Annotated in this window: 12 protein-coding genes; 1 reads left to right on the top strand and 11 read right to left on the bottom strand. The window is 38.1% G+C overall.

The window, feature by feature from the left end; all coding sequences use genetic code 11:
* Window positions 1-75: 75 nt before the first annotated feature.
* The 4 genes from IGI63_RS09820 to IGI63_RS09805 form a co-directional block, all read right to left on the bottom strand.
* Complete coding sequence (locus IGI63_RS09820) at window positions 76-456, bottom strand: RidA family protein (protein WP_429975738.1); 381 nt, start codon at window positions 454-456, stop codon at window positions 76-78.
* 99 nt (window positions 457-555) lie between these two features.
* Complete coding sequence (locus IGI63_RS09815) at window positions 556-1,770, bottom strand: MalY/PatB family protein (RefSeq protein ID WP_142961123.1); 1,215 nt, start codon at window positions 1,768-1,770, stop codon at window positions 556-558.
* A gap of 14 nt (window positions 1,771-1,784) precedes the next feature.
* Window positions 1,785-3,353: a maltose/glucose-specific PTS transporter subunit IIBC gene (gene malX, locus IGI63_RS09810; RefSeq protein WP_429975737.1), complete on the bottom strand. Its 1,569-nt coding sequence runs from the start codon at window positions 3,351-3,353 to the stop codon at window positions 1,785-1,787.
* A gap of 148 nt (window positions 3,354-3,501) precedes the next feature.
* Window positions 3,502-4,272 (bottom strand): MurR/RpiR family transcriptional regulator, encoded by a 771-nt coding sequence (locus IGI63_RS09805; RefSeq protein ID WP_289853868.1) that lies wholly within the window; start codon window positions 4,270-4,272, stop codon window positions 3,502-3,504.
* A 197-nt stretch (window positions 4,273-4,469) separates the two neighbouring features.
* Between IGI63_RS09805 and IGI63_RS09800 the strand changes: the two genes are divergently transcribed.
* On the top strand, window positions 4,470-4,673 hold the full coding sequence (locus IGI63_RS09800; protein ID WP_002381332.1) for a hypothetical protein: 204 nt from the start codon (window positions 4,470-4,472) through the stop codon (window positions 4,671-4,673).
* Window positions 4,674-4,720: 47 nt separating this feature from the next.
* On the opposite strand, the gene IGI63_RS09795 is transcribed toward IGI63_RS09800, so the two are convergent.
* The 7 genes from IGI63_RS09795 to IGI63_RS09765 form a co-directional block, all read right to left on the bottom strand.
* A complete protein-coding gene (locus IGI63_RS09795; RefSeq protein ID WP_002356034.1) occupies window positions 4,721-5,248 on the bottom strand; it encodes an HdeD family acid-resistance protein in 528 nt (175 codons plus the stop codon).
* Between the two features lie 247 nt (window positions 5,249-5,495).
* Window positions 5,496-5,873: a DUF956 family protein gene (locus tag IGI63_RS09790; RefSeq protein ID WP_002356033.1), complete on the bottom strand. Its 378-nt coding sequence runs from the start codon at window positions 5,871-5,873 to the stop codon at window positions 5,496-5,498.
* Between the two features lie 161 nt (window positions 5,874-6,034).
* Window positions 6,035-6,946, bottom strand: coding sequence for a PTS system mannose/fructose/sorbose family transporter subunit IID (locus tag IGI63_RS09785; RefSeq protein ID WP_002356032.1), 912 nt, complete (start codon window positions 6,944-6,946; stop codon window positions 6,035-6,037).
* Between the two features lie 22 nt (window positions 6,947-6,968).
* Window positions 6,969-7,772 (bottom strand): PTS mannose/fructose/sorbose transporter subunit IIC, encoded by an 804-nt coding sequence (locus tag IGI63_RS09780; protein WP_002356031.1) that lies wholly within the window; start codon window positions 7,770-7,772, stop codon window positions 6,969-6,971.
* 34 nt (window positions 7,773-7,806) lie between these two features.
* Entirely contained in the window at window positions 7,807-8,799 is a 993-nt protein-coding gene (locus IGI63_RS09775) for a mannose/fructose/sorbose PTS transporter subunit IIA (protein WP_002356030.1), read from the bottom strand.
* 234 nt (window positions 8,800-9,033) lie between these two features.
* Entirely contained in the window at window positions 9,034-9,546 is a 513-nt protein-coding gene (locus tag IGI63_RS09770; protein WP_002385473.1) for a mannose/fructose/sorbose PTS transporter subunit IIB, read from the bottom strand.
* 202 nt (window positions 9,547-9,748) lie between these two features.
* Window positions 9,749-12,634 (bottom strand): sigma 54-interacting transcriptional regulator, encoded by a 2,886-nt coding sequence (locus tag IGI63_RS09765; protein WP_002356028.1) that lies wholly within the window; start codon window positions 12,632-12,634, stop codon window positions 9,749-9,751.
* Between the last annotated feature and the right edge of the window lie 227 nt (window positions 12,635-12,861).

The raw sequence follows: 12,861 nt of genomic DNA, 5'->3' as shown, positions 1-12,861 counted from the left end.
CGTATTGTTTTATTGAAAAAAAGAGTGAGAAAAAAATCTAAGACGATTTTTTTCTCACTCTTTTAACTGTATTTTTTACGCCACTACTTCTGAGATAATCTCAATCTCCACCAACACATCCATCGGTAATTTAGAGATTTCAATCGTTGTGCGTGCAGGATATTCCGCACTAAAATACTCAGCATAGACTTCATTGAATGCCGTGAAATCCGCCATATTTTGTAAATAGCATGTCGTTTTGACTACATGAGCAAAATCACTACCAGCTTCTGTTAAAATCCCTTGAATATTTTTCAGTACTTGATTGGTTTGTTCTTTAATCGTTGTACCAACCACCTTGCCTGTTTCAGGATCCAGTGGAATCTGACCAGAAGTAATCAATAAACCATTCACAATTTTTGCTTGTGAATATGGTCCAATTGCTTGTGGTGCTTGCTTTGTTTTAATTGTTTTCATTTCTTTTCCCCCAGTAAATGACAAGTTGTTACTTTTTGTTATTTTATTTGTTTCTATTTTTCCATTGTACTGCAACCATTTTCGGAATGCTATCTTTTCTCAATTATTCCCAAGCGCTGATGCTGTGCCATCCTTTTGTAAAACAGCTTCAAAACCTTGGCGCATCCTTTCAAGTCCCTCGTGTAGTTTTGCTTGCGAACAGCCAATATTTAACCGTAAAAATCGTTGCCCATTACCACCATATATCGAGCCGTCCATAATGGCGACTTTCCCCACAGAAACTAAAGCCTCTTGTAAGCGGGCCACATCTGGAACTGCCGCTGATACATCCAACCACATTAAGTAAGTTGCCTCCAGCTCCGTCACTTTAATTTTTGGCAAATATGTCTGTAAAAAATCTTTCACGTAACGTTGGTTCTCCGCTAAATAATCATTCAACTCGTCAACCCAAGTACCACATTTTTGATAGGCCGTCATGGTTGCTAGCATTCCCAAAATACTTGTTGATGATAGACCATCGGCGTTTTTTAATTTGAGCTGAAAAGCGTCACGCAATTCGTTATCTGGAATTAAGGCGTAAGCAAAAATCAGTCCTGGAAAATTAAAGGTTTTCGTGCCACTGGTAATAATAGCAGATTTTTTATAATCAAATTGCGTAATTGGTCGATGAACATGGCCTTTATTAACGATATCCATATGAATTTCATCAGAAAGTAAAAACACATCATACTGTTGGCACAATGAAACCATTCGCTCTAATTCCCATTGCTCCCAAACACGTCCTGTTGGATTATGCGGGGAACATAAAAGCAAACAGCGATTTTCTGGTTGCGCTAGTTTTTTTTCTAAATCAATAAAATCAATGCTGTAGCGCTTCTCTTGATAAAGCAGTTCATTCGCCACTACTTGCCGCTTATTTTCCTGAATAACTTTAAAAAATGCATCATAGGCAGGTGTTTGTAAAATAATGCCCTCCCCTTCGTTAGTCAATAATTGAATCAAAGCAGAAATACCATAGATAACAGTCGGGGTATACATAATCCAGTGTTCTTCAATCTTCGTCTGGAATCTTGTCTGGTACCACGTTTGAATTGCTTCTTTTAATTGCGGATGGTTCCACCTCGTATAGCCAAATACGGGATGTTTCAAACGCTCCTGTAATGTTGCCAGAACTGCCTCTGGCACAGCAAAATCCGTATCGGAAATAGTGAATGGAAGCAAGTCTGCTTCCCCAAATCGGTCTTCTACAAAATCCCACTGTGTACAATACGTTCCTCGTCGATCAATTGCTTTATCAAACGACACACTCTTCACCTTCTGTCTTTTTTCTAACCTAAAATCATCTCTAATTGATTACGGACCGTTGTCACTTTGGTTCCGATAATCACTTGTACATTCTGCGCATCTAAATGTACAACGCCTAAAGCCCCTAATTGCTTTAATTTGTCATCATCTACTTTATCAGCATCTGCTAACACTAAACGTAAACGCGTAATGCAATTATCAATAGCTTGAATATTCTCTTGCCCACCCAAAGCCGCTAAAATCCCAGGCGCATCATAGCTACCCGTTTTCTTATATTGAACTTCTTGATCGGTATATTCAGTCTCATCTAAGACCTTGTCTCGTCCAGGTGTTTTTAAATCAAAGGTTACAATGACTGTTTTAAAGACGAAATAATAAACAACAAACCAGATAGCGCCGACAATGAGAACCCACCACCATTTTGTATAAGTTCCTTGTAACAAGCCAAAAATAACAAAGTCCAGTAGCCCGCCATCAGTGTTCCCAATCACAACACCTAATAAAGCCATTACCATGAAACCTAGACCAGTCATAATGACATGAAACAGCCATAATAATGGACTAATAAATAAGAATAAAAATTCAATTGGTTCTGTAATGCCAGTGATAGCCGTAGCAATTACACCCGAAAGGAGTAAGCCTTTAATCTTATGTCGATTCGCCGGAGCTGCAGTATGATACATCGCAAGTGCCGCCGCTGGTAAGCCAAAAATAAAGGTCGGCATTTTCCCTTGTGACAAGAAAGCTGTTGCGCTTGGTGAAATCGGTAAATTATTTTGCAATTCTGCATAGAAAATATTTAACGCACCAAACACTTCTTTGCCAGCCACCACCGCTGAACCCCCTGCTTCAGTAAAACGAATCATGGAAACCAAAATATGATGCAACCCAAACGGTAACAGTAGACGTTCCCCTGACCCAAACAGAAAAGGCCCAAAAATACCAGAACGTTGGATAAGTTGGCCAATCGCCATAATCATTAGCGCGAAAAGTGGCCAAACTAACGGAATTACTAAGCCCACGAATGCCATCACTAATGAAGTAATAATTGGTACAAACCGTGCGCCAGAAAAGAAGGCAAAACTATCTGGTAGTTGCACCGTATAAAATCGATTATGCAACTTATAGACAATAAGCCCAGCGATAATTCCACCAAGAACGCCCATTTCAATCGTTTGAATCCCAAAAACCATTCCTTGGCCGGCTTCCCGCAACTGTTCAGGATCCACAAGGCGATTCGTCTGCACTAAATAGAAATTAATCGCTAAATTCATCACCGTATAGCCTACGAAACCTGAAAACGCAGCAATTCCTTTTTCTTTCCGAACTAACCCCAACGGAATGGCCATTGCAAACATGACAGGTAAATAGGCAAACGCAAAACCACCAATTGTCGACATAAATTGGAAAATAATTTTTACTGCGGGCTTTCCTAAAAACGGGATCGTTTCAATCATGGATTCACTGGAAAAAGAACTTCCTAATCCCAACAAAATCCCCATAAAAGCTAATAAAGCCACTGGCAACATAAACGTTTTACCTAATCCTTGGAAAAACTCCCAGAAAGTCGCTTTCTTTTTCTTTACTGCCATTTCTTAACTCCTCCATTCATTCTTTACAAAACTAAAAATAATTGCGTTTACATTCATTGCCCTCATTATAACTAGCCCAAAACAAAGAAAAAAGAGGCTACACTCTTTATGTATCCCCTTACATCATTTAGTATGGTGTTGCATAAAATTACCGCGGCTGCTTTGCCTCTGCATACATTAATAAAACCGTATCGAACAAACAAATGACAGCAATTCTTGAACTTAAATCCACGCGCTGATGATAACGTGTCGTCCCTTTGGCAAATAACGTCGTCGTCGACAATTTTTCCAAGGTGCTTCCTTTAGTCGAAATCAAACTAATCATCGGCACTTGCTGTTCCTGCGCTACACGTGCATACGCTAAAATCCCCTTAGTTTCTCCTGTATAACTGACAAAAATGGCTAAATCCTGTCCATCCAGATTCTTAACTGCTGCCGCTTGTTCATCCCAATCAGATCGTGCATAGGCTTTTTTTCCTAAAAATGTTAGCTTTCGTGCAAAATCAGTACAAATAGGAAAACTGCCACCAACACCGAACACTTCAATCGTATTCGCACGCTCAATCATTTTAAGCATTTCCGCGACTTTGGCTTCATCCATTTGTTGAAAACTGTCTTGCACATTGGCGATCAACTGTTGTGTAATGGCTTGAAAACTACGACTATCGCTTTCTGTGCTCTCGCTCTGCACCGATTGGACGATCGCGTATTTTAATTCTTGGAAGCCTCGATAACCTAAGTGTTTTGCTGTTCGAGAAATAGTGGCTGTTGAGACAAACAACGCCTGCGCCACCTCATAAATGGTTTGTGAACTAATTTCCGTCATATGCGTCAAAATATAATCCAGTACTTGATTTTCAATTTTACTTAAATCATTTCGTTTCTTTTCTAACAAAGCGATTAATCCTTCAGTCAACATCCAATCCCTCACTTTAAATCCTTTTTTATAATTATACACCAGAATATTCTGATTATTTCAATAAGAAAGTCCAAAATAATCAACAGCGGCTCCATCATTCGCCAGAGAAAAAAATCAGCCTTCCGATGGAGGTACTTGTTGCGTGTTCTTGCTATACTCTGTATATAGAAAACAGGAAAAATTTGGAGGTAGTACGTATGAATAATCAACGACCAATGTTTATAAATATTCTTTTAGTGGTCCTTTTATTTTTAGTTGTCGGTTCACTCTTCAGTGCCGTTGTCGGTATCGTGGGAAGCTTATTGTGGCTAGCAGTAAAAATTTTAGTTCCCGTAGCGATTATCGTGTGGCTTGTTCGAACAATTTCGGGAAATAATGGCAACTGCCGCCGTCGTTATTAAAAAAAAACAGGTTTTCCTTTTCGGAAAACCTGTTTTTTTTACTTCTTTTATCTAAAAGCATATACAATATTGCTAATACCAAACATCATAAAGTAGAAGCCAACTAAGAAGCTTAGAGTTAATGCTGAAGACAATGGATTAAATAATAACATTACACCTAAGATAATCCCTAAAACGTCAACAATTAATGTGAACCAGAAGTAACCTGTGCTTACTCGTTTAGCAAAATCTAAAGTAAATAAGCCGAAAATTGAGTCGAATAAAAACCAAATTGCAAAAACAAATGGTAACACAGCGACACCAATATTTAAGTTAAACAATAAGTAAACACCAATTAGGATATCAATAATCCCTAAGATGATTGGTGCATAAGCTTTGTAGCCTAGCAATTCTTTCATACGATTACGTACAAAAATTTCGAAAATCCCTTTAATAATAGCAAAAATCGCAAAAACCATCACAATGGCAATTAAATTACCGGCAGGATTTTGGAAAGAAATTAATGCAGTCAGAACAAATAGAATTCCTAATACTAATGAACCCCAGTCCATTCCATGATGTTGTCGTTGTTCCATGACACTCACTCCTCTATAAAATAATTTATTACACTTATTATGTTACTACTATTTTACAAGGTGTCAAATATTTTCATCGTGCTTTCTGAAAACCATTTCAATGATAACTCCATTAAAAACAACGTATCACTTGATTGTCTCTTTTTTGGTGCAAAATTGTGCCTTTTTTGTATAAATAAGTCCCTCGTTTTCCCACAAAAAAACCGCTACTTTTTCATCTAGTTTATAAAAAAGTAACAGTTATAAATTATTTTTTCTTTTTCCCAATCGAGAGGATCCCTCTTTTTATGACATCAAAGAAACTCAAAGATTGGACCATGTGATCTGGATCAACATATTCACGAATAGCTCGTAACACTCGCTTCGGCTCTTTTGAAGCAAACGTATACGTCCCATTTTTCTTGGTTTGAATCGCATAACGAGGAATCCATTTTCCTTTGAACATTACTGAAGCCAACACGTAATCGACTTCTTCCCACGGAATTTGGATAAACTTACGTGGATCTTTGGCATGGTAAAATTCAAACCCGCGGTCACCTATCATAATTTGTCCATAATCTGTTAATCCTGTAAATGCCGTCGCATCTATAACTAAATCAACTTTTGTGTTTAATGATTGTACCATGTTATCTGCTCCATTTCATTCGACTAATTCCTCTTTATTATACGTTTCTTTCCTGATCGAAACAAACAAAATTACATCTTTGTTTAAAAAAGCGGAAGAAAAGTTTCTCGACTTCTCTTCCGCTTTTTTTGATTAGAAGTAATGAACTTACTTCGTCATTCTTATAATAAGCCGATTAAGTGGCCGACTACGCCGACTACGAATAAACCAAGAATGATAACGATTGGGCTAACTTTTTTCTTCAATAACCACATACATAAGAATGTAAGTAGTAATGGTGCTAGACCTGGAATCAATTGATCTAAGTTATCTTGTAAAGTAGTAACTTTCGTTGGTGAAAGCGCCAAGCCTTGGTTCACTTGTTCAAAGGCTTTATGCATTCCTTCACCGCCAGCAGGAAGTTTATCCCACTCGATATAAGCACCTTTGTCTAACTTAACTTGTGAAACAATTGGTAAGAACTTAATCGATACCCAACGTTGAACCAATGCGGCCAGTACGAACATCCCTAAAATAGAAGCACCTTTTGTAATATCTTGTAGTAAACCACCTGAAAGGTCATCAGTAATTTTAGAACCTGCTTTGTAACCAAACTCTTGTGTATACCACATGAATGACCAACGAATTAAGTTCCAAGCAACGAAGAATAAGATTGGGCCTAAGATGTTACCACCCATTGCTAAGGAAGCACCTAAAGCTCCTAACATTGGACGAACAGTAAACCAGAAAACTGGGTCACCGACACCGGCTAAAGGACCCATCATCCCAACTTTAACCCCTTGAATCGCTACGTCATCAACTGGTGCGCCATTGGCACGTTCTTCTTCCAAAGCTAATGTTACACCAAGGATTGGTGAGGCAATGTATGGGTGTGTATTAAAGAACTCTAAGTGACGTTTTAACGCCGCTGAACGTTCTTCTTTCGTTTTATATAATTTTTTGATTGCTGGAATCATTGAGAATGCCCAGCCGCCGTTTTGCATACGTTCATAGTTCCAAGAACCTTGGATAAATGTTGAACGCCAAGCTACAGCTAAACGATCTTTTTTAGTTAATTGAATTTTTTCTGCCATTTTCTTTGCTCCTCCTTCAGAATTAGTAGTCGTTTAAAATATCGCCTAATGGGTCGCCAGAGTTGCCTCCGCCATTTGAGTTAGAAGAACCGCCCATTTTAGATAAGTTCAAGTAAATAAGAGCTAAAGCGACACCTAAAGCACCTAATGCGATTAATGTTAATTGAGAAATCGCTGCGACTACGAAACCGATAATGAAGAATGGCCATACTTCTTTTGTTGCCATCATGTTGATTACTAATGCATAACCTACGGCAACGACCATACCACCACCGATAGCCATACCATCAGTTAACCAAGCTGGCATTGATTCTAAGAAATTACGAACAGTGTCAGCAGGAATGAATAGTAAAGCACCTGCTGGAATCGCAATACGAATACCTTGTAAACATACAGCGAAAATGTGTAACATTTCAACTTGTTTAATGTTGCCTTTTTCAGCAGCCGCATCCATCATGTGAACGATTGGAACCGCAACTGTCCGAACGATCATTGTTAAGAACAAACCTGCAACCGCTAAAGGAACTGCGATGGCAATCGCTGAAGGAACACCTTTAACACCTTGGCCACCTAAAACTAAAATAATTGCTGAGGCAACAGATGCTAAAGCGGCATCCGGTGCAACGGCAGCCCCGATGTTCGCCCAACCTAACGCGATCATTTGTAAAGTACCACCTAAAACAATTCCGGCTTCTAAATTACCAGTAACTAATCCGATTAATGTACATGCTACTAACGGTTGGTGGAATTGGAACTCATCCAAAATCCCTTCCATACCAGCTAGAAAGGCAACGAGTAAAACTAAAATAATTGATATAACAGACATGATAAGCCTCCTATTTTGATTTGTATTTGGCGAGTTACGCGTTTGCTAACTCATTTTTTGCTTTTTTCAAAATTTCGTCCATATTCGCTTTTGAATCATTTGGCACTTTACGCACATCAAATTTGATGCCTTTGGCTTTTAATTCATCAAACGTATCAACGTCTTCTTGACCCATTGATAATACTTTGCTTACAACGACTTTTCCAACAGAGTGAGCCATTGAACCAACGTTTACTTCTGGGATTTCTACGCCGCCTTCAACCACTTTTAAGACGTCTTCAGGATTTTCAAATAATAATAATGCTTTTGTATTGCCAAAACGTGGATCTTTCGCTACTTCAATCATTTTACTGATTGGAATAACATTGGCTTTTACTCCTGGAGGAGCTGCTTGTTCGATTAATTTCTTACGTAAGTCATCTTTTGCAACGGCATCAGAAACAACAATAATTCTGTTTGGTTGTGTTGCTTTTGTCCAAGCTGTTGCTACTTGACCATGTAATAAACGTGAATCAATACGTGCTAGCACAAATTTAATTTTGCCATCGCCAACAACTGTACCTGGTGGTAACGAACCTTTTGGCTGTGCATCTTCTGTCGCAGCAGCTTTTGGTGCTTCTGCTGGTTGTAACTCTTCTGGTTTAACTTTGACACCATCTTTTGCTGTTTCAAGAATGTGTGTCGCAATTTCTTGTGCTGATTCCATAGAGAAACGAGAAGCATATGCTTCAATAACCATTGGTAAGTTCATACCTGCAACGATTGCCCATTTGTCTTTATGATCTTCTAACAATGAGTTCGCTTGGTTAAATGGTGTTCCTCCCCATAGGTCAACTAAAAATAGTACTTCGTCTTGATTGTCAAACGATGCAATGGCTTCTTGCATTTTTGCTTTTACATCATCGGGACCTTCGCTAGGCATTAACGTAACTGCTTTTACATTTTCTTGTTCGCCAAAGATCATTGCACCAGATTGCAAGATCCCTTCAGCAAATTCACCGTGACTTGCTAGGATAATTCCTACCATTTTTATACCTCCTGTATAATTGATGTTTTTTTTCATGGTTGTACTGCTAAACGCTTTCACTTTTTGAAAAAAATCAGATAAATCAGATTCTGACAAAAATAAATGAAAAAATTTCAATAGTTCTTGATTTTTTTCAACATCAGCACTTGCCTTTATCAATACAGTTCATGAAGCAATGATGTTGGTCCTAGGCCACCACATCCTTTCAATGTCTTTCGTCTGTAAAAATTAACGTCAGCTGGCGTTATTTTCTTTGCTACGCTCTTTTTTCAGTAAATCCATCAAATTCACTTGGCTGTCTGCTGCGACTTTTCGAATTTCCAATTCAATACCTTGTTCATTTAAAAACAGAAATGCTTTTAAATCGTTGGCATCCACTGCGACTGCATTCGTAATCATTCGCTTGCCTGTACTGAAACTCATTCCGCCAATATTCACAGAAGTTAGTTGTACACCGCCTTCGACCACTCGTTTCACGTCCAAAGGATTAGTGAATAACAACATGGCTCGAAACGAATCAAAACGAGGATCAGGGTAAACATCAATCATTTTTTGAACAGTGATGACATTTACTTTGACACCAGGTGGAGCAGCTTGAACCAACAAGGCTTTTCTCAAATTGTCATGAGCAACGGAATCACTAACCACTAAAATGCGATTAATGTTCGTCAATTTTGCCCAAACAGTTGCTACTTGGCCATGAATTAATCGATCATCAATTCGAGCTAAACGAATATCCATTACCATCGGGAATGCTCCTTTAAATTCATTTTTAAAGGTTAGGACCTTTGTCTTTTTACCTAAAAATTTTAGGTAAAAAGGGACACCTTATTATAAGCAAGTTTCGTGCCAACTTTAGTGTATCGGTTCGAAACCTAGAAAATTATAGGTTTTTTTAAGAAAATAAAAAAAACGATACACTAATAAATAGTGTATCGTTTTTTCTGTATTAATCTAGTGTATCAATTTCGGTGATTTTATCTTCGATACACTGAGCATTTTTGACTAACTGTGCGATAAAATAAACTTCTTCTGCTGGAACATCCATATTAAGAGCTTCTTCCATAGTCTCAATTGAGGCCACAATCACTGGATAAATTGGCTCTTGAACCAATCGACCAAGTTCTTTTTCTGAAACCGTCAGTGTATCATTCCGTAAAATACGCTCCAACATGCCCGATGTGTGCATAATCAAATTGATGTAAAATGTGTACTCTTCTGGCATCGCTAATTGGGTTTGGATATTTTTAGCGAATGACCACAACAGATCAATGATTTTTTTTCCATTAATGAAAGTGAAACTTTGCTCCATATATTTTAGACAAATTTCTTTTGCTGCCGCTTCGTCCAACGGCTTATTCATTACTTCTTCTTTCCGCTCTGCTAGTAATTGCTGAATAATTTTTTCTGCTTCACCGGAAAAGAAATTTTCCATGGAAATATAAGGAACACCAATTTTGGGATTGGTAATCCCAGTTGTCGCAATAATTTCATAGTCTTCTTGAATTTTAGGCAAGACTTCTTTCATATTTACAATGGACAAAGGAATCACTTCTAAATGCCAGTCTATTTGTGGCAAGACAGCTTCCTCAATAAGCTCTTTCATTCGGCGCGCAGTTCCTTCTCCAGAAGCGCAGATAGCAATAATTGCTCTTGTTTTCCAATTTTCAATGATTTGTTTCGTTTCACTTTGGCGAATATCGGCATAGCCATGAAAGTTTTTTAAAGACTCGTGAAGTGTTTCCAATTGTGTATCAATTAATGCGGTTTTGCGGGCCGCTTCAAGAACAATTGGCGTGGTCACCATGTCTACTGTCCGCACATCAATGCCTGTCTGGCGTACAATTTCTTCTGAAAACGTACTTAATGAACCCATGTCCACTAATAATAGTACGCCATTTTCTTCATTCACTTCACCAACTGCTTCAACGATTTTACGCAAAGCTTCTTTCGGTGGCATATCTAAAGGCATATCCACAGCCTTCAAATTATCAACATTTAACAATTGAGAAACTACTTGTACCATACTGCTAGCGGTGCTATTTCCGTGCGCAGCCACGACAATGCCAATCCGGCCAGCCTCAGGATTTTCTCTTAAAGAAATGAGCAAAACAGCTAAATAGTAACTTTCAGATTCAGGAATCTCCATCTGATAACTACTTTCAATAATATTTTTAATTTCTTTCGCTGTTTCAAACTCTGTTGGATAATCTAAAACCATATTTCGAATACTTTCATTTAAAGGATGCTTAGGATCTTTGCCTAATTGGATGCGTTTCAAGAAAGAACTAATGTGTAAACTCATTGCATAAATAAAATTGGGTTGAAACGAATACGATAACCGCTTCGCTGCAAAATTATAAATTTTCTTAGTGACATCAATAATTCGTTGGTCCACAATTTCGGCCAATTTATTTTCTGTATCAAAGGTGAATCCATAATCTTTGTAGAAAGATTTTAAATGAACATTGATATCCGTTGTAATAAAATTATTAATTAGTTCTTGGTCCAAGCCGTCTGCTTTTAAGAGAGCCGCTTTATCTCCAATAATCTCATATAGATTGTAAGGCAATTCATAGGCATCTGACTGAATAGCTACTAAAGATTCATTTGGTGATACCACTAATTGCGGTTCCAGATATTTCGATAACTCCGACAATACTTCTCGATTACTGGCAAGTTGCATAATGCCTTCTTTAATATTGTCCGTTAATTCGTCCATCGTAATCATTAATTCCTCTTGTTCCATCTGATTAAGGAACCCTCGCGCAGTCACAAGTTGCACATTCGATTTTAGCTGACCGACATTTCCATAAGAAACACTTCCAATTAACGCTTTGACCACATCTTCTGACAAAGAGATTCGCCGTTGAATCCGCGCTGCTTCCATTGAAACCATCACTTTTAGGAGGTCAATTTTTTCTTTCGCAGGACGGTCACTAAAGTTCGGTAATTGAATGATAATCGGAATGCGTCGCACAAAAGTATTCAATAAAGAAGAAGTAGGATTCTCCGTCGTAGCACAAATAATCCGAACATCCGCATGATGTGATTTCACTGTTTCACCTAAACGCGCGTACACGCCGTGATCCATAAAATAAAAAATCATTTCTTGTCCTTCGGGTGGTAACCGATGTACTTCATCTAAAAACAGAATGCTGCCATCTGCTTCATCAATAATCCCTTCTTTCGCTTTCGTAGCGCCTGTGAAGGCCCCTTCTACATACCCAAATAAATGCGACATCAAAAGTTCTGGATTATGCGCATAGTCTGCACAGTTAAACACCACAAACTCTTTTTCTTTGGCCACAATTTGGTTCAGCTTCGCAAACTGAAACATGGCATGAGCAAAATAAGTTTTCCCAGAACCTGTTGGTCCAGTAATTAAACAATTCAAGCCTTTTGGCGGATATAAAATCGCTGCTTTGGCTTGTTCCACCGGCGTTTTCATGCTTCCAGCTGAACCGATAATTTTTTTGAAAATATCTTCAACTTCTGGGGTTTTACTTGTCGTGACTACTGGTTCAACCAATGGTTCGATAAAAGTTTTTGTGGAGTGATCCATTGATTTTTCCCGATAACTTTTAACTGGCTTGGTTAATGGTCGATGCTGAAACGCCACCTGCGCGACATATTTTACTGGTCGACCAGATAATTTTTTCAAGCGCCCTTCACGAACGAGTTGATTCAAATCTTTACTAGCATTGGTCCGCTGAATGTTTAAACGTTCTGAAATTTCTTGTGTCGTGACTCCCGCATCACTTGTTAAGGTCATTGGCGTTAAATTCTTCGTTTGCTCTTTAACATATTGATAGATTTTTTCAATCCGCTTCATTTTTGATGGCTCCTTTAATCGATACACTAATTAATTTACATGATACAGTGTATCATTAAAAAAATACACTAAAAACCCTTTCATGAAAAAAATTTCTGTTTCACATGAAACATTTTAAAAAAGCGCCTTTTTTCTATAAAAAACCCACCTTTTTATTCGTTTCTGTAAAAAGATTGAAACTCCTTGAAAAAAGGTTCTGTAGCCGATATAATGCAGAGAGGTTCAAG

The sequence above is a fragment of the Enterococcus sp. DIV0086 genome, from assembly GCF_050498705.1.
Lineage (GTDB): Bacteria > Bacillota > Bacilli > Lactobacillales > Enterococcaceae > Enterococcus > Enterococcus faecalis.
The sequence above is the reverse complement of the archived record's forward strand: the minus strand, read 5'-3'. Positions and strand labels throughout refer to the sequence as shown.

What these genes read in the sequence shown, in the direction of transcription:
- IGI63_RS09785 (WP_002356032.1), bottom strand. Translation starts at nt 6,946, where the DNA reads ATGGCAGAAAAAATTCAATTAACTAAAAAAGATCGTTTAGCTGTAGCT.
- IGI63_RS09800 (WP_002381332.1), top strand. Translation starts at nt 4,470, where the DNA reads ATGAATAATCAACGACCAATGTTTATAAATATTCTTTTAGTGGTCCTT.
- IGI63_RS09805 (WP_289853868.1), bottom strand. Translation starts at nt 4,272, where the DNA reads ATGTTGACTGAAGGATTAATCGCTTTGTTAGAAAAGAAACGAAATGAT.
- malX (WP_429975737.1), bottom strand. Translation starts at nt 3,353, where the DNA reads ATGGCAGTAAAGAAAAAGAAAGCGACTTTCTGGGAGTTTTTCCAAGGA.
- IGI63_RS09765 (WP_002356028.1), bottom strand. Translation starts at nt 12,634, where the DNA reads ATGAAGCGGATTGAAAAAATCTATCAATATGTTAAAGAGCAAACGAAG.
- IGI63_RS09820 (WP_429975738.1), bottom strand. Translation starts at nt 456, where the DNA reads ATGAAAACAATTAAAACAAAGCAAGCACCACAAGCAATTGGACCATAT.
- IGI63_RS09775 (WP_002356030.1), bottom strand. Translation starts at nt 8,799, where the DNA reads ATGGTAGGAATTATCCTAGCAAGTCACGGTGAATTTGCTGAAGGGATC.
- IGI63_RS09770 (WP_002385473.1), bottom strand. Translation starts at nt 9,546, where the DNA reads ATGGTAATGGATATTCGTTTAGCTCGAATTGATGATCGATTAATTCAT.
- IGI63_RS09780 (WP_002356031.1), bottom strand. Translation starts at nt 7,772, where the DNA reads ATGTCTGTTATATCAATTATTTTAGTTTTACTCGTTGCCTTTCTAGCT.
- IGI63_RS09790 (WP_002356033.1), bottom strand. Translation starts at nt 5,873, where the DNA reads ATGGTACAATCATTAAACACAAAAGTTGATTTAGTTATAGATGCGACG.
- IGI63_RS09795 (WP_002356034.1), bottom strand. Translation starts at nt 5,248, where the DNA reads ATGGAACAACGACAACATCATGGAATGGACTGGGGTTCATTAGTATTA.